Below are 15,864 nucleotides of genomic sequence, written 5' to 3' on the forward strand. Positions count from 1 at the left end.
GCGGCCGGGGTCAACCGCGGCAAGGGAGGCGGCTTTGCATCCGCCTGTACCGCGATTGCATTGCTCTAGCGCGTCATGTGCGCGGTGAGCGGGTGATTGCCGGCATTGCTGAAGAACGCCGCCTCCTCGGCGGTCGCCTCCAGGAGCTGCTCGTCCTGGTTATAGACGTCGTTGCGGAACTGGACGGTCTGGTCCTTGGTCATCCAGGCCGTGAGATAGATCCAGGCAACCGGCACCTTCTTCGCCATGGCGACGTCGAGGTGCTGGCCGCTCGCAATCTCCGCGTCGATCGCGGCGCGGGTCCATTTCGGCTGGTCCTTCAGCAGCCACGCGGCGAGATCGCGCACATTGTCGACACGCGAGCAGCCGTGGGAATCGAAGCGGTAGTCGTCGTTGAACAGGTTGCGCTGGTTGGTATCGTGCATGTAGACCGAATAGGAGTTCGGCATGTCGATCTTGACCGCGCCGAGCGCGTTGAAGGTGCCGTTGTGCTGGCGCACGGTGAAGTTCGGCGTGTGCGTACCCGACCAGTCGACCGAATGCGGATCGATCGGATTGTCGTGGGCGTCGAGCACCTCCATGTGCATGCGCGACAAATAGGTCGGATCCTTGCGCATATGCGCGGAGATCTCGGTCTTCGCGATCGAGGAGGGCACCGTCCAGGTCGGATTGAGCACGACGCTGGTGATCTGGGCCGTCAGCGTCGGCGAAGGCTTTTCGGTCTTGCCGACGATCACGCGATAGCGCCGCACCACCACATCGTTCTCGACCGCTTCGGCGAAGGCGGCGGGGATGTTGACCACGACATAGCGCTGGCCGAAGCCGAAATTCATGTTCTCGAGCCGCTGGAGCGAAGCCTCCAGCTGCCGGATGCGCTTCTGGACGGAGACGTTCATCGCCGCGATCGTGCGCGGCGTCATGGTCCCGGTCGGCGCCAGTCCATGACGGGCCTGGAAGCGCTTGACCGCGTCGGCAAGCTCCTGGTCGAAGGCGCCGCTCGCCTTGTCGGCGGAAAGATCGCCGGAGACGATCAGCCGCTTGCGCAGCAGCTCGTCGCTGGTGCCCTGGACGCCGAGGGCGAACCTGGCATCCGCGGGGATGGCCGGCCAGCCGCCGCGTACGGCAAGGTCGGAATAGCTGAGTGCGGCATCCCTGATGCGTTGGGCCGAGCCTTCGTCATAGGTTGGCTCGTGCGTCAGCGCGAGCGCCGCGGCGGAGCGGCTCTCCGCCGTCGAAGCGGGCGCTGCAGCCTTCGGCGCGGCTGCATGGGCCGGGTTCGCCGCTGCCGGCACCGTACCGGCCGCCGTTGCCGGCCTGGGGCCTGCCTGTCCCGTGGTTTCGGTTTGCGCCAGTGCGGAAGCGCTCGCGAGCACGCCGACGGCAACGATCATCGCATGGCGTTTCGACATGTGTCCCATCTTCCCCATGAGGACGAGGCCCGGACGGGCGCTCGGCAGTCGAAAGCCCCGCGCGTCCAATGCGGGGCTTCTCGATTGGGTCGCGGCAGGGGCGGGATGGGTTCGCGAAATCCGCGCGCAAAGGCGGGCAAATTGCCAAGAAACCGGCAAGAAAAAGGGGCGGCTTGGCCGCCCCGAAAAGAGAGCCGCGCGCAAGCGCGCGGACTGGGTCTCGTTCAATCCGGCCGCACCCCCGCGACGCGGCGGATTGAACATCGGCCGCAGAGGCCAGAGCGTCGATCCGCTCAGCCTTCGTTCGCTGCGATCGATTCCATCAGCGAGACGAGCTGACGCTGCACCGTCTGGTCCTTGATCTTGCTGTAGGCGCGCAGCAGGCGGAGGCTGAAGGCCGAATCGAGGAAGAGCAGGCTTTCGACTTCACGCGCCTTGTTGTCGCCGTCATAGAAGAAGGTCACGGGCACATCGAGGGCGGTGGCGATCTGCTGAAGCCGAGCCGCGCCGACGCGATTGACGCCCTTCTCGTATTTCTGGACCTGCTGAAAGCTCACGCCGAGCTTCTCGCCGAGCTCGGCCTGCGAGATCTTCATCTCGACGCGCCGCAGACGGATCCGCTTGCCCAGCTCAATGTCCGGCTTGCCGGCACTGCGCTGCTTCATTCTTTTCGCCGCTGTTTTCATATTCGTTTCTCACCGTTGTTCTTCGGTTGAAAATCCCCCGAAGAGCTGGGTCAGGGGTTCGCCCATATACGAGTCCTTGAATTCGTGAGGATGCACGAACTCTTCCTTAAACCACGGGAAGCGAGCCGGGCTGAAAGCTTCGATCAGCCAGTCGATCATGTGCCGCACGCGTGGAATCCTGCCGCTACCGGGGTGGTAGGACAACCAGATATCCAGCGGTCGGTTCAGTTCGACCTCCAGTGGAATCAACTTCCCGCCAAGCGCAATGGCGTAGCTCGGGAAGACGCCGATTCCGGCGCCATTCGCGACCGCCCAATAGTTGGCGCTTGAGACGTTGGTCTTCATGACCAGAAGGTCACGTTCCGGAACGCCCGGGAAGAAGCTCTCGAAGGTTTCCTTGGCGGCGAGCTGGTCGGCGAATTGCAGCACCAGACGGTGCTTGATCAATTCGACGGCCGAGCGCGGCGTGCCGTATTTCTCGAGGTATTTTTCCGAAGCCCAGAACATCAGGTGCATGCGGCCGAGCCGCACCAGCTTGACGTCGAGCGCCGAGGGACGCGACAAATGGATGGCGACGTCGGCCTCGTGGCGGGAGACGTCGGCCGAGCGCATCGCGCAATGCAGGTCGACCAGGATCTTCGGATAGGCCTGCTGGAATTCGACCAGCCGCGGGGCGAGCCAGAACGTCCCGAGACCCTCGGTGACGGCCACCCGAACCTCGCCGGACAGGGCGTTGGCCGTCGAATCGCTGGTGCGCAGCACGTCGAAGGCAGCCGCCTCCATGCGCTCGACAGCGGAGACGACCAGTGCGCCTTCATCGGTCAGATGCGTGCCGTGGACGTCGCGGGTGAACAGGGTGGTGCCGGTCTGGCGCTCGAAATCATCAATCCGGCGGCGGACGGCGTTGATCGACAGCGACAGGCGTTCAGACGCCGAGCGAAAGCTGCCGCATCGAACGACTTCCAAGAATATGCGGGCCGCATCCCAATCGGAGAGGCCGCTGATGTTGATCTTTGGGCGTTCCTCCAGTGGAACGCCCCTTTCCGCCAAGGAGTGCATACAAGTCCCTTCGGGTCGCTAAACTGGCAGAATCTGGCGCAAACCACAACCACTGCGGGTTGGGGGCTGGCGAGTTTTGAACGCCATCCTTACCGCCGCATGGGTGGTATCCAAGTGCTGCCAGGGGCTGGGAATCGGACGGAGGATTATCGTCCGGATGAGGGGTGTGGCGTGAGTTCCGTTGCGAGCCCTGAAATGGCTGCGGGATTGTCGGCGCTGTCCGTATTGGACGTCCATGCGCGGGAGCTGCCGCTTTGCGGAATGGATCAATCATCCAGCGCCACGCGTTTTACTCCCGGCCGGCACGAAAATGGCCTCTCGCTCAGCGGGGCGATGTTCGCTGGAACCACGGTTTCCAGGCAGAAACACACGGAAATCATATTCGAAGGCGCGGACGGCTCGTGTTATTCTCGGTATCCCATGGGGGCCGAGGGGATCATCACAAGCACGTCTCGCAGGCCGAATTAACGGAAAGAACGCCCGTGTCGCATTCAGACGAACAGTTGCAGTCGGTGCTGGAAACGCTTGAGGAGTGCCGCAAGGCCCTCAACGAGATGAACAGTCGCGAGTCGGCCGAGCTGCTGTCCATCGTCATCCTCGATGTGCGGATGAAGCTCAAAGGAATTGACAGTGCCGATCTCAAGGCGCTGTGCGACGAAATGCTGCGGAGCGCTGGAAGCGAACCGCAGCCTCCTTCCAAGCAGACGCAGGACCAGCCCCGGCGTCCGCTGCTCCGCGTGGTGAAGTAGCCGCGCCGCCGAGTCTCGCTTTTTGGCGAGATTTGTGCGCGTCCCGATGCCGTATCTGTGATCGCAGACGGCATCGGGAGGAGCCTGGTTTGATGGCGCCTCAGTTGCGCATTCTCCGGCATGGGTTACACCAGAGCCGGTTCTGCTCTGGTCCGGCGGGCATTTTCGCGCGCGGCCCCGAGCATGAGATGGCTCCGACTACATCATGCAAAATGTTTCGATCCCGGCGGCGCTGATTGCCGGCCTCGTCAGCTTCCTCTCCCCCTGCGTCCTGCCCCTGGTTCCGCCGTATCTGATCTATCTCACGGGGGCCACGATCGAGCATGTCGAGAGCGAGGAACCGGCCTCGGCTTCCAAGCGCGCGATCATGATGGCGGCGCTGCTGTTCGTGCTCGGTTTCTCCACCGTCTTCGTGGCGCTCGGCGCCAGCGCCTCGCTGATTGGCGGGCTGATCCGCGCCTGGTCGGCCGAGCTGTCGATCCTCGCCGGCATCGTCATCATCATCATGGGGCTCCACTTCCTGGGACTGACGCGGATCGGCCTGTTGATGCGCGAGGGGCGCCTGACCGCACCGAGGCCAGTCGGCCTCTGGGGCGCCTATGTGATGGGGCTCGCCTTCGCGTTCGGCTGGACGCCATGCATCGGTCCGATCCTCGCCGCGATCCTCTCGATTGCCGCGGCGGAGGCCACGGTCACGAAGGGGGCCGGCCTGCTCGCGGTCTATTCCGCGGGCCTCGGCATTCCCTTCCTGATCGCCGCCCTGATGATCGAGCAGTTCTCGAAACTGTTCGCGCGCATGAAGGGTCAGCTCGTCAATGTCGAGCGCGCCATGGGCGTCTTGATGGTGATCACCGGCATCGGCTTCCTCACCGGCGCGGTCTCGAATGTGAGCATCTGGCTGCTGGAGACGTTCCCGGCGCTGCAGACGATCGGGTAGATCACGGCGTCGGTGCGACGGTGTTGCCAAATCCGATACGGGCAATGATGCCGGTCGCGCCGTTTCGGTTACGATGCGTCAGTGTGAAGCCCTGCCGGTCGGCGGCCGACTTGGCGATCGCAAGACCAAGCCCGGTTCCCTCGACGCTTTGCGGCACCGCCCTGAAGAAACGGTCGTAGATGAACGGCATCGATTCTTCGGAGATGCCCGGCCCGTCGTCGACGATTTCCAGTGCGCAGGTCTTGCCGTCATCGACGATCCCGAGCTCCACGGAGCCACCTGCTTCCGAATAGCGGATGGCGTTGTCGAGGAGGATGCCGATCAGCTTGCCGATTGCGTCGCGATCACCCTGGATCGTGCAAGGCGCATCCGCCGTCATCGCGAGCTGGATGTTGCGTGCCTCGGCCAATGGATGGAAGTCGGCGAGCAACGACGTTGCGAGCGCGGCGAGATCGACGTCATCGCGCTTCTGGAGCGATGCGCCTTCCGTCCTCGCCATTTCAAGCAATTGGCTTGCAAGATATGACGCACGCCTCACGCCGTCGCGAAGCTCGTCCGCGAGCTCGCGTGTCTGTCCGGGCAAATCCGCCGCGATGAGGTTTTCGGTCTGGATCTGGAGGGCGGCGAGCGGGGTTCGTAGCTCGTGCGCCGCGTCGGCAACGAACCGTCGCTGGGCCTCCAGCGCCGAGCGATGACGGTCGACGAGCTTGTCGATGGCGACGATCAGCGGAGCGACTTCCGCCGGCACGCCGACCGGACGGAGAGGCTCTTGCGCGTCGACGCTGCGCCGTCCGATTTCGGCAGACAGGCGTTGCAGGCCGCCCATGGTGCGCTTGATCGACCAACCAAGAACAGCCCCGACCAGCGGGATGGCAAGTAACAGGGGAAGTGCCGCGCCTGTCGCAGCATGCAACGCGATCTCGTGTCTCGCACTCCAGGTCTGCGCGATCTGAACGTCGTGCTGCGCGTGGCTCCAGCGATAGATACGCCAATCCTGTCCGCCGGCGGTGACATTGGACAGTCCCGGCACCGGCTGCCACGGGATATCAATCGCAGGCCCCGCGCGATGCACCAGTTCGCCCGAACGATCCCAGATGCGGACGACCAGCTGATCCTCGTCCTCGCTTTCGAGCAGCGGGCCCGCATCCTTGCGGTCGCCCGGTCCGACATTGACCGCGATCTCTTGCAACTGCGCGTCGAGGAACTTGTTCATTTCATAGGTCACGAGGCCGAACGACGTCGCCGTTGCCAGGAGGCCGATGGCCGCCAGCAACAACATCGCGCGCGTGGTGATCGTCCTGCGGAGCGAGCTCATGCCCCGGACCTGGTGACCATCCATCCGGCGCCGCGGATGTTGTGGATGATGTCCTTGCCGTATCGCTTGCGCAAACCGTGGATGACGACGTCGACGGCGTTGCTCTGCACCTCGTCGCTCCAGCCATAGATCCGGCTTTCGATCTGGCCGCGCGACAGGATGGTTCCGGGGCGTTCCATCAGGGCGTACATCACGGAGAATTCGCGCGCGGACAGCGTCGACTGGATGCCGCGGAAGGTCGCGACGTAAGTCGAGGGATCGAGCGTGATCTCCTTGCTGCTCATCAGCGAATTGGAGCGGTCGTTGACCCTGCGTATGATCGCGCGGATGCGGGCGAGCAGGGCGCGCAGTTCGAACGGCTTGACGATGTAGTCGTCGGCGCCGAGATCGAGCCCCGTCACCATGTCCTCGACCCGGTCCCGAGCCGTGATCACCAGGACGGGCGGGGCCTTCCTCGATCGTGCCGCCTTGAGAATTTCGAAGCCTGTCATTCCCGGCAGCCCGATATCGAGCAGGGCGATCGCGTGTTCGGCGCGTTGCAGGGCGGCGTGGCCGTCGTGTCCGTCGCGAGTCCAGTCCACGGTCATTCCGTTTCGCTTCAATCCGCGGACGAGCGCTTTGCCGAACATCGGATCGTCTTCGATCAGCAGAAGGCGCATTGGTTTGGGAAAATCGCGTTGTCGGGAGGGGAGCCGTTGCGTGGCGCGGTCGTCAGCCGCGGCCTGATCATCTAGCCACATTCGACGCCAGGGCCAAATGGTCAACCGCCAGCGCACAAATTTAGAACTTCTAAAAACTGCTGTGCGGGATTCCGGGAGCCTCGACCTATTCTAAACCCGATCTAATCCTCATCTAATTCTTCGCATTGCAGATGCGCCTCGGTTTGGGACCGCGAAGCCGTCTTTCCAGAACGGCACGCGACATTTTGGGGCGTTGCAGATGAATATGGGTTGTTGGAGTGGCCGCAAGGCCTTGCGTGCTATCTTGCTGTCGACGAGTGCGGCAGTGTCGTTTGGTGTCGGGCTGACGATGCAGATCGGCTCAGCTTCTGCGCAGCAGGGGCAGGCAGCGAATACCGTGCCGCCGGTCAGCGTTTCCCCTCCGCAGCAGCGCGCCCGTCGGGCTCAGACAGCGACCACATCGCGCGCCGCGCGATCGACCCGCCGCACCGCCGTAGTGGCTCCAACCGAAAAGAAGCCGCCGAGCGTCAACAATCAGGACGCACGCACGGGCCAGCAAGGCTACCTCACGCGGAGCGTCACCAGCGCAACGAAGACCAATACGCCGCTCATCGACGTGCCGCAATCGGTGACGGTGCTGACCAGGGAGTTCATCAGAGACCAGGCGTTCACCTCGATCGGTGAGGCGACCCGCTACGTGCCGGGCGTGATCTATCATCAGGGCGAATCCCATCGCGACGATCTGGTCATACGCGGCCAGCGCAGCAACGCGGATTTCTACACCAACGGTATTCGCGACGACGTCCAGTATTTCCGCGATTTCTACAACCTCCAGCGCCTCGAAGTGCTGAAGGGGCCGAACGCGATGATCTTCGGCCGCGGCGGCGGTGGCGGTGTCGTCAATCGCGTGCTGAAGGAGGCCGACGGCACCACCGCTCGCGAGGTGACGGTCGGCGGCAATTCCTATCCCGGCGGGCGCGTGACCACCGACGTCGGTCAGGCCATCAACGAGAACTGGGCCTTCCGCCTCAACGCGATGTACGAGAACACGCAGAGCTACCGCGATTTCGTCAACCTCGAGCGCTGGGGCATCAATCCCACGGTGACCTTCGCGCCGAACGACACCACGACGGTGAAGCTGAGCTACGAACATTTGCACGACCGGCGTACGGTCGATCGCGGCATCCCCTCGCAAATCCGCGCGGGAAACGCCTTCCCGCGCTATCCCTACGACACCCCGTCGTCCGCGTTCTTTGGTAATCCCAACCTCAACTACGCGCTCGCCGACGTCGATATCGGAACCGCCGTCGTCGAGCACGATTTCGAGAACGGGTGGGCGATCAAGAATTCGTCCCAGATCGCCAATTACGACAAGTTCTACCAGAACATCTATCCGGGCGGCGGCGCCAATGCGGGTGCGGTGAATGCCGCCGGCACGTCCAGCAATCTGTCGGCCTACAACAACGAAACTGACCGGACCAATTACTTCAACCAGACCGACCTCACCTACAAGTTCGGCACCGGCCCGATCCGCCACACCGTCGTGTTCGGCGCCGAGGTCGGGCGGCAGGACGGCCTGAACTACCGGCAAAGCGGGCTCTTCAACGGCGTCGCCTCGACCATCGCGATCGATCCGAGGAATCCGACATCGTATGTCCCTGTCACGTTCGCGAATAACGGCGGCACGGATGCCAACAATACCTACAAGCTCAATCTTGGTGCCGTCTACGTGCAGGACCAGGTCGAGATCACGCGTTATCTGGAGCTGATCGGCGGGCTGCGATTCGACCATTTCGACCTGACCTCGCAGGACCGCCGCACACTCGTCGCGCTCAATCGGGTCGATGATCTGGTATCGCCGCGTGCCGGTGTCGTGTTCAAGCCGCTCGAGAATTTGTCGATCTACGGCAGCTACAGCATCTCGTATCTGCCGAGTGCCGGCGACCAGTTCAGCGTGCTGACGCCGGGCCTCGTCATCGCAGCGCCCGAGAAGTTCGTGAACGGGGAGGTCGGGCTCAAATACGACATCTTGCCGCGCCTGCAATTCGCCACCGCGATATATGATCTGAACCGCACCAATCAGCGCTTCGCCGATCCCAACAACGCGGGGTTCTTCATCTTGAGCGGCGCTACCAAAACCCGTGGCTTCGAGGCGTCGTTGACAGGCTACGTGACGGATGCCTGGCAGGTCATGGGCGGCTACGCCTATACGGACGCGCGGATCACCAGCAACAATTCGGCGACTATTCTTGCCGGCAACCGCGTGGGGCTTGTCCCGTACAATACGTTCTCTCTGTGGAACAAGTACCAGTTCACGGAGCAGTGGGCCGCGGGCCTCGGTGTGATCCACTACTCGAACTTCTTTGCATCATCCGACGATACCGTACTGATCCCGGAGTTCACGCGGGTGGATGCCGCGGTCTACTTCAGGCTCGACAAGACCTGGCGTGCCCAGCTCAACATCGAAAATCTCCTCGACCGGAAATACTATTCGACGGCCGACGGGAATAACAACATCACGCCGGGGTCTCCGCGTGTGTTCAGATTGTCAGCAACGGCCAACTTCTGATGACGCGTACAGGCAGCCGGGCCGAGGGCAGGTCGGCAGCACGCAAGAGCAATCGCGCCGCAGAGGCGGCGCGACAACCTTGCTTCGTGCTGGAGATCAATCAGCGGCCCGTTCTGGCGTTCTCGGCGAGGTCGCTGCACTCCGCCCGAACGCGGGTGCAGGAGGCCTGGTTCGTCGAGGAGTTGGAGAGTATGCGTTCGGCCGGGAAGCCTCTGCTGCGCCCGGATGATGTCCGGCATGTCAGACTCGCACTTCCCGCGGAGATCGCCGCGGTGGAACTTGGACGCGGCCTCGATGAGGTGCGCGGCGAAGACGCTAAATATGGCTTTGCGTTTCTTGTGCCGATCGACGTGCCGCCGAATTGATGGGGGCGGGCACTCTTGGGTCCCGTAGGGCGAAGCGCACCGGCTCAGCGCTACGCGACCCGCCTTGCCGCATCCGGCGTCCTTTCCGAAAATGGCGACTGGTAGAGCCAGGCGAGATTATCGCAGAAGCGCTCCAGGCTCGTCTCGCGCATGAGCTGATTGCGCAGCAGCGCGTGGACGCCGGCCGGATGATAGACGTGGTCGCCGAGCTCCCGGGCCTGAAGCTGGACGCGCGCGGTACGCAGCATCCGGGCATTGCGGTATCGCTCCAGCGCGTGGGCGACATCGCCTTCCGTCGCGTCGAGCTCGTCCGCGAGGCAGACGGCGTCTTCCAGCGCCATGCAGGCCCCTTGCGCGAAATATTGCAGCATCGGATGCGCGGCGTCGCCGAGGAGAACGACGCGCCCGTCGATCCAGCGATCGGTCGGATCGCGATCGCAGGTCACCCACGCCTTCCAGTCCCTCCCATGATGAATGATCGCCTTGGCGCGCGGGTGCACGTCCCGGAAACCTTCGAGCACCTCCTCGTGGGTCACGGGCTTCGCCGCGAACGCCTCGGCGGGATCGTTGTGGCAGGTGATCGCGAGATTGAACACTTTCCAGCCCGAGAGCGGGTAATGCACGAGATGGCACTTGGCGCCGGCCCACAACGTCGCGGCGTTCCAGCGCAGATATTCCGGCATCTGCTCGGTCGGGATGACCGAACGATAGGTGGTGTGGCCCGCGACCCGTGGCGCGCCGTCGGCGACCATCTGCTGGCGAATGCGGGACCGGAGCCCGTCCGCGGCAATCAAGAAGGACCCGGCGACGCGCTCGCCGGATTTGAGCAGCGCCGTTGCCGAACTGCCGTTCTGCTCGTAGCCGACGACGTCGCAATCGGAGCGCAGCGTGACGGACGGGTGCGCCTCGCAGACGCGGACGAGGATGCCGTGAAGATCGCCGCGGTGAACCACGGCGTAGGGATTGCCGAAGCGCTTGCGGAAATAGCTGGTCAGATCGATGCTGGTGATTTCTTCCGCCGAGATCGCGTCCATCAGCCGGAGCTGATCGATGAAGACCGCGATCGAGCGCACGGCATCGCCGAGTGCCAGGCGATCAAAGGCGTGGAATGCGTTGGGACCAAGCTGGATGCCGGCGCCGATCTCCTGATAGCGCGGTGCGCGTTCCAGGACGATGACCTGAAAACCCTTCTGTGCCAGTGCGATTGCGGCTGCAAGTCCGCCGATGCCGCCGCCGGCAATGATGATGGGATCCTGTCGCATGTCCTCTCCTCGGTGGTTTCCCTATTTTCTTGATGTCTTGGCGCGGGGCTGCCTCGCCCTGGCGCGTGCCTCCGGTTGCTCGTCACGGACGTCCTTGGGCCGCGCCGACGGGGGCACCTTGATCAATCCGGCTTCGACTTCCTGCTCGAGCCGATCGATGTTCTTGTAGAGCTCGACCAGCACGCGCTTGAGCTCCGCTGCTTCCTTGGCGGACATGCTGCCGGTTGCGACTTCCTCATAATAGGCGGCGAGCGGCATCAGCCGCCCCGCCAGCTCGGCGCCTTTGGGCGTTAGCACGACCTGGAGGCTGCGCTGGTCGTTCTCGGGCCGGTCGCGTGTCAGGAGGCCCGCGCGACTCATCTCCGCGACGATGCGCGACAAGGTGGAGACGTCGGCGGACGTCAGCTCGGCGATCTCTCCGAGCCGCAACGGATGGCCCTGCTCCGACAGTGCGGCTAGCACGCGGTACATCGGAAGCGTCAACTTCTCGTGACGGATCACGCGCGCGAAGAGGTCGCCCATGCGAACGCCGAGCCGGGCGAGCAGATAGGGCAGCGAATTCGAAAATCGATACATGGACTTGGATCCTGGCGGGAGAACTCCGCCCGGAATAAGCGTCAATCTTCGCATTAGCAATATTTGCATATCAATCATTTGCATTTACAACTTTCTCATTGACAAGTATTTGGATCAGGTGCTTTGCTTTGTCAACGCCGAAAGCAGAGCCGAAGGAACGACGCCATGCAGGGAAAGATTGCGCTCGAGGAGCACTTCGCGCTTCCGGGGACCGTTCAGGACAGCGCGGGCTTCGCGCCGGCCGACGACTGGCGTGAGCTCGAGGCGCGGCTGCTCGACATTCACGACCGGCGGCTTGCGGAGATGGACGCGCACGGCATCGAGATGATGCTGCTGTCGCTGAATGCGCCGGCCGTCCAGGCTATTCCGGACCGCAGCCGTGCGCTCGAGCTGTCACGCCGCGCCAATGACTTCCTCGCCGAGCAGGTCGCCAAGCGGCCGGATCGCTTCCAGGGCCTCGCAGCGCTGCCGATGCAGGATCCCGACGCGGCCGCGCGCGAGCTCGATCGCAGCGTGGGCACGCTTGGATTTCGCGGAGCGCTGGTCAATGGCTTCAGCGAACTCGCCGGCACCGATCATGCGATCTATTACGACCGCAAGGAGTTCTGGCCGTTCTGGTCGGAAGTCGAGCGCCTCGGCGTTCCCTTCTACCTGCACCCGCGCAATCCGCTTGCGAAGGACGCGGCGATCTACGAGGGGCACCGCTGGCTGCTGGGACCGACCTGGGCTTTCGGGCAGGAGACCGCGGTCCATGCCCTGCGCCTGATGGGGTCTGGACTGTTCGACCAGCATCCGCGGCTTCAGGTCATCCTCGGCCACATGGGGGAGGGGCTGCCGTACTCGATGTGGCGGGTCGACAATCACAACAAGTGGATGCGGACTCAGAATGCCTATCCCGCGCGGCGCAAGATCGCCGACTATTTCCGCGAAAATTTCTACATCACAACGTCGGGCAATTTTCGCACCCAGACGCTGATCGACGCGATGCTCGAGATCGGCGCCGACCGCATTCTCTTTTCCGCCGACTGGCCGTTCGAGAACATCGACCACGCCGCCGACTGGTTCGACAACGCGACGATCTCCGAAGGCGACCGCATCAAGATCGGTCGTGACAACGCCCGCGCCCTGTTCGGGCTTGGAAACACAATGACCCAATCTGCCACAGAGCAGAAGGCGCAATCGCTATCAATGGAGGAACCCCGTGAGCATCTCGTCCGAAATCGACGTGCATGAAGAACTATCCGGAGCCGCGATCGGGCCGTTCCACAAGCTGCTTGGTATCCTGATCACGCTCATCACCCTGTTCGACGGCTATGACACCTTCAATCCGGCCTATGTCATCCACTACGTCATGCAGCCCTGGGGACTCGCACCAAGCCAGGCCGGGTTTCTGGTGAGTTCGGGTCTCGTCGGATTCCTGTTCGGCGCGATCGGTCATGGCAGCGTGGCGGATCGCTTCGGCCGCCGCGGCACGCTGCTCGCTGGCTTGTGGATCGTCAACGTCTTCACATTACTGACGGCGTTGCTGGCGAACGATTTCTGGAGCTATTGCGCTTTGCGTTTCGTCACCGGGCTCGGCCTCGGGGTGCTGCTGCCGTTGGGAACGACGTTCATCAACGAGCTCGCGCCCAAGCGAGTCAGCAATACGTTCTCGCTGTGGGGCGTGACGCTGGGCTGGTCGCTCGGGGGCGTCTGCGCCGGTCTCGTCGGCGTGTTCCTGACGCCGCAGCACGGCTGGCAGATCCTCTATTATATTGGCGCGCTGTCGATCCCGCTGACCTTCGTGGCGCACGCGATCCTGCCGGAAAGCCCGCAATTCCTGGCGGCAAGGTCGCGGGTCCCGGAATTGCGTGCCCTGCTGGCGCGGCTGCGGCCCGAGCGGGCGGCCGTCTACCAGAATGCCACGTTCGCATCGCATGACGATCCGCGGCCGCAGCACACGATCGGAGCTTTGCTGAGCCCGCGCTACCGCAGCGTTTCGCTGACCATCTGGATCACCGCCTTCCTCAGCCTGTTCGCGATCTTCGGACTGACGGGCTGGATTCCGACGGTGATGCTCAAGCGCGGCGAGACCTTTGCGGCGTCATTCGGCTTCGGCGCCCTGATGCAGGCGATGTCGTTCATCGGCGGCCTCACGCTCGCCATGCTGGCCGACCGCAATTTCTCGCTGACGCCCCGTTACCTCGCGACCTGGTGGTTGACCGGCGGCATTGCCGTGCTGGCGCTCGTCTTCGTCAGCGGTCATGGCGTCAATCTCGCCATCGTGGCCGTTGCGGGTTTCTGCATCATCGGCGCGCAGCACGTGCTCAACAATTTCACCGCCGGCTCATACGAGACCTGTTTCCGCGCCAGCGGCGTCGGGATGGAATTGGGCGTCGGCCGGGTAGGAGCGATCCTTGGCCCCTATGTCATCGGTCTGCTGCAGCAGGTGACCGGTGGACCCGACGCCGTGTTCTGGGCCATCGGCGGCGCATCCATCGTCGGCGCGCTGGCGATCGGATCGCTTGGTCTCGCCGCGGCAACGCGTCTGCCACGCGCCGACATCGCACCCGCGGAGTGATGAGGCGCGGGTCCGATCGACAATCACCGGCCGTGCCTTGACTGCCAGGCTTCACCAGAGGAGATCCGAAATGCCGACATCCACCCGTTCCGCCGCGACCGCAGGCCCGCTCGATGACTGGGTGCTTCTGTTCGCACGCATCGCGATCGCACCGCTGTTTCTCTACAGCGGCGTCGGCAAGGTGCTGGCATTTGCCGCGACCGCGAGCAGGCTTCCGGGAGGAGCAGACGGGCTGGGCGTCGTTCTCGCAGCCGGCGCGATTGCGGTTGAACTCGGAGGTGGCACGGCCCTGTTGCTCGGCCTGTTCGCGCGTCCGGCGGCAGCGGTGCTGATCCCGTTCACCATCGCGGCCACGCTGATGTTTCACAATTTCTGGGCCGCGCCCGAAGCGCAGGTGGTGATGCAGACCATCAACTTCCTGAAAAATCTCGGCCTGCTGGGTGGCCTTGCGCTCGTCGCTTATTACGGACCGGGCGTCTACGCCGTGCAGGCCGCGATCAGGCCCGGCTCCAAAGGTGCCCCCCGGCTGACGTGATCCTTGGCTATTCCGACGAGCTGACCGCGAACCGCGCCAGCGCGGCGCGGTCGATCTCGATGCCGAGACCGGGGCCATCGGGCACCCGCACCACGCCTTTCTCGTGCTCGATCGGATCTTTCAGGATCGCCTGACGGATCGGATGCTCGGTGCGGTCGAATTCGAGCATCGGCTCGAGCGGTGCAAGCGAGGTCGGCGTGTGTGACGGCAGCACGGCGAGAAGCTGGAGCGAGGCCGCGATCGCGATGCCGGTGCCCCAGACATGCGGATTGTAGCGGATGCCGAAGGCCTCGCTCATGTCGGCGATCTTCTTGCATTCGGACAGGCCTCCGGCCGCGCAGGTGTCGGGTTGGGCGATGTCGAGCGCATGCGAGGTGAACAGGTCGCGGAAGCCGAAGCGCGTGAATTCGCACTCGCCGCCGGCGATCGGAATCGTCAGCGCGGACCGCACGGCGCGATAGCCGGCGACGTCCTCCGGCGGCACCGGCTCCTCGAACCAGCCGATGTCGTCGCGCTCGATCAGGCGGCCGAGCCGGATCGCCGCGACCGCGTCGTAGGCGTGGTTCGCATCGACCATCAGCGCGACATCGCCGCCGATCGCCTCCCGCACGGCGCGCGTGACCGCGGCATCCTCCTGGATGCCGAAGCCGACCTTCAGCTTCACGGCACGAAAACCTTCCGCGGCATAGCCGGCCGCTTCCTCCGGCAGATATGCGAGCGGATCTCCCGATCTGCGCCGGTAGAGGCCGGTCGCATAGGTGGCAACCTCCTTGCGGGCGGCGCCGCCAAGAAGCTGATGCGCGGGCACGCTAAAATGCTTGCCCTTGACGTCCCACAACGCGATGTCGATGCCGCTCAGCCCCTGGATCACGACACCCTTCTGGCCGTGATCGCGCAAGCGTGCGTAGATCGTCTGCCACAGCACGTCGGTGCGCAGCGGATCCTCGCCGACCAGCCAGGGCGCGATGCTCTGCACCACCGCCGCCGTCATCCGCGCCGGGCCGTAGCATTCGCCCCAGCCGGTCAGGCCATCATCGGTCTCGATCTCGACCAGCATCGCGGTGCGCGTGTCGTACCAGGCGCGCGAATAGGCGAAGGGCTGCGAGAGCTTTGCTTCGAGGATGTGCGTGCGCACCTTGGTGATCTTCATCGCCGATGTTCC

The 15,864-nt window shown here is 63.9% G+C and carries 15 protein-coding genes; 7 read left to right on the top strand and 8 right to left on the bottom strand.

Going from position 1 to position 15,864, the window contains the following annotated elements; genetic code table 11:
- Positions 1–65: 65 nt before the first annotated feature.
- The 3 genes from NLM25_RS13520 to NLM25_RS13530 form a co-directional block, all read right to left on the bottom strand.
- A complete protein-coding gene (locus NLM25_RS13520; protein WP_254137248.1) occupies positions 66–1,409 on the bottom strand; it encodes a murein L,D-transpeptidase in 1,344 nt (447 codons plus the stop codon).
- Between the two features lie 293 nt (positions 1,410–1,702).
- Positions 1,703–2,074: a helix-turn-helix domain-containing protein gene (locus NLM25_RS13525; protein WP_212483101.1), complete on the bottom strand. Its 372-nt coding sequence runs from the start codon at positions 2,072–2,074 to the stop codon at positions 1,703–1,705.
- Positions 2,075–2,104: 30 nt separating this feature from the next.
- The gene (locus NLM25_RS13530; protein ID WP_254117275.1) at positions 2,105–3,154 is read right to left on the bottom strand and encodes a LysR family transcriptional regulator; all 1,050 of its coding nucleotides are present in this window, start codon (positions 3,152–3,154) and stop codon (positions 2,105–2,107) included.
- Between the two features lie 482 nt (positions 3,155–3,636).
- Between NLM25_RS13530 and NLM25_RS13535 the strand changes: the two genes are divergently transcribed.
- Entirely contained in the window at positions 3,637–3,903 is a 267-nt protein-coding gene (locus NLM25_RS13535) for a hypothetical protein (RefSeq protein ID WP_254117276.1), read from the top strand.
- Positions 3,904–4,108: 205 nt separating this feature from the next.
- A complete protein-coding gene (locus tag NLM25_RS13540; RefSeq protein ID WP_254117277.1) occupies positions 4,109–4,840 on the top strand; it encodes a cytochrome c biogenesis CcdA family protein in 732 nt (243 codons plus the stop codon).
- A 1-nt stretch (position 4,841) separates the two neighbouring features.
- Here the strand turns inward: NLM25_RS13540 and NLM25_RS13545 are convergent, their stop codons facing one another.
- Positions 4,842–6,155, bottom strand: a complete 1,314-nt coding sequence (locus NLM25_RS13545) for an ATP-binding protein (protein WP_254137249.1) — start codon at positions 6,153–6,155, stop codon at positions 4,842–4,844.
- The gene (locus tag NLM25_RS13550; protein WP_254137250.1) at positions 6,152–6,814 is read right to left on the bottom strand and encodes a response regulator transcription factor; all 663 of its coding nucleotides are present in this window, start codon (positions 6,812–6,814) and stop codon (positions 6,152–6,154) included. The genes NLM25_RS13545 and NLM25_RS13550 overlap by 4 nt, the downstream gene beginning before the upstream one ends.
- 346 nt (positions 6,815–7,160) lie before the next feature.
- On the opposite strand from NLM25_RS13550, the gene NLM25_RS13555 reads away from it, so the two are divergent.
- On the top strand, positions 7,161–9,404 hold the full coding sequence (locus tag NLM25_RS13555; RefSeq protein ID WP_309143597.1) for a TonB-dependent siderophore receptor: 2,244 nt from the start codon (positions 7,161–7,163) through the stop codon (positions 9,402–9,404).
- Entirely contained in the window at positions 9,404–9,769 is a 366-nt protein-coding gene (locus tag NLM25_RS13560) for a hypothetical protein (protein ID WP_254117280.1), read from the top strand. Before NLM25_RS13555 ends, NLM25_RS13560 begins: the two co-directional genes overlap by 1 nt.
- A gap of 50 nt (positions 9,770–9,819) precedes the next feature.
- On the opposite strand, the gene NLM25_RS13565 is transcribed toward NLM25_RS13560, so the two are convergent.
- Complete coding sequence (locus tag NLM25_RS13565; protein WP_254137252.1) at positions 9,820–11,031, bottom strand: 3-hydroxybenzoate 6-monooxygenase; 1,212 nt, start codon at positions 11,029–11,031, stop codon at positions 9,820–9,822.
- A 21-nt stretch (positions 11,032–11,052) separates the two neighbouring features.
- Entirely contained in the window at positions 11,053–11,607 is a 555-nt protein-coding gene (locus NLM25_RS13570; RefSeq protein WP_254117282.1) for a MarR family winged helix-turn-helix transcriptional regulator, read from the bottom strand.
- Between the two features lie 165 nt (positions 11,608–11,772).
- On the opposite strand from NLM25_RS13570, the gene NLM25_RS13575 reads away from it, so the two are divergent.
- The 3 genes from NLM25_RS13575 (at position 11,773) to NLM25_RS13585 (ending at position 14,702) form a co-directional block, all read left to right on the top strand.
- A complete protein-coding gene (locus NLM25_RS13575) occupies positions 11,773–12,840 on the top strand; it encodes an amidohydrolase family protein (RefSeq protein WP_254137253.1) in 1,068 nt (355 codons plus the stop codon).
- Entirely contained in the window at positions 12,809–14,167 is a 1,359-nt protein-coding gene (locus tag NLM25_RS13580) for an MFS transporter (protein ID WP_254137254.1), read from the top strand. The genes NLM25_RS13575 and NLM25_RS13580 overlap by 32 nt, the downstream gene beginning before the upstream one ends.
- 70 nt (positions 14,168–14,237) lie before the next feature.
- Positions 14,238–14,702 (top strand): DoxX family protein, encoded by a 465-nt coding sequence (locus NLM25_RS13585; protein ID WP_254137255.1) that lies wholly within the window; start codon positions 14,238–14,240, stop codon positions 14,700–14,702.
- Positions 14,703–14,709: 7 nt separating this feature from the next.
- Here the strand turns inward: NLM25_RS13585 and NLM25_RS13590 are convergent, their stop codons facing one another.
- Positions 14,710–15,852 (bottom strand): mandelate racemase/muconate lactonizing enzyme family protein, encoded by a 1,143-nt coding sequence (locus tag NLM25_RS13590; RefSeq protein ID WP_254137256.1) that lies wholly within the window; start codon positions 15,850–15,852, stop codon positions 14,710–14,712.
- Positions 15,853–15,864: the final 12 nt, after the last annotated feature.

This window comes from Bradyrhizobium sp. CCGB01, from assembly GCF_024199795.1.
In the GTDB taxonomy this organism is placed as follows: Bacteria; Pseudomonadota; Alphaproteobacteria; order Rhizobiales; family Xanthobacteraceae; genus Bradyrhizobium.

Bases quoted from the DNA above. Each gene is read 5' to 3' on its own strand.
- NLM25_RS13520 (WP_254137248.1), bottom strand. From the start codon at position 1,409: ATGTCGAAACGCCATGCGATGATCGTTGCCGTCGGCGTGCTCGCGAGC.
- NLM25_RS13525 (WP_212483101.1), bottom strand. From the start codon at position 2,074: ATGAAGCAGCGCAGTGCCGGCAAGCCGGACATTGAGCTGGGCAAGCGG.
- NLM25_RS13530 (WP_254117275.1), bottom strand. From the start codon at position 3,154: ATGCACTCCTTGGCGGAAAGGGGCGTTCCACTGGAGGAACGCCCAAAG.
- NLM25_RS13540 (WP_254117277.1), top strand. From the start codon at position 4,109: ATGCAAAATGTTTCGATCCCGGCGGCGCTGATTGCCGGCCTCGTCAGC.
- NLM25_RS13545 (WP_254137249.1), bottom strand. From the start codon at position 6,155: ATGAGCTCGCTCCGCAGGACGATCACCACGCGCGCGATGTTGTTGCTG.
- NLM25_RS13550 (WP_254137250.1), bottom strand. From the start codon at position 6,814: ATGCGCCTTCTGCTGATCGAAGACGATCCGATGTTCGGCAAAGCGCTC.
- NLM25_RS13560 (WP_254117280.1), top strand. From the start codon at position 9,404: ATGACGCGTACAGGCAGCCGGGCCGAGGGCAGGTCGGCAGCACGCAAG.
- NLM25_RS13565 (WP_254137252.1), bottom strand. From the start codon at position 11,031: ATGCGACAGGATCCCATCATCATTGCCGGCGGCGGCATCGGCGGACTT.
- NLM25_RS13570 (WP_254117282.1), bottom strand. From the start codon at position 11,607: ATGTATCGATTTTCGAATTCGCTGCCCTATCTGCTCGCCCGGCTCGGC.
- NLM25_RS13575 (WP_254137253.1), top strand. From the start codon at position 11,773: ATGCAGGGAAAGATTGCGCTCGAGGAGCACTTCGCGCTTCCGGGGACC.
- NLM25_RS13585 (WP_254137255.1), top strand. From the start codon at position 14,238: ATGCCGACATCCACCCGTTCCGCCGCGACCGCAGGCCCGCTCGATGAC.
- NLM25_RS13590 (WP_254137256.1), bottom strand. From the start codon at position 15,852: ATGAAGATCACCAAGGTGCGCACGCACATCCTCGAAGCAAAGCTCTCG.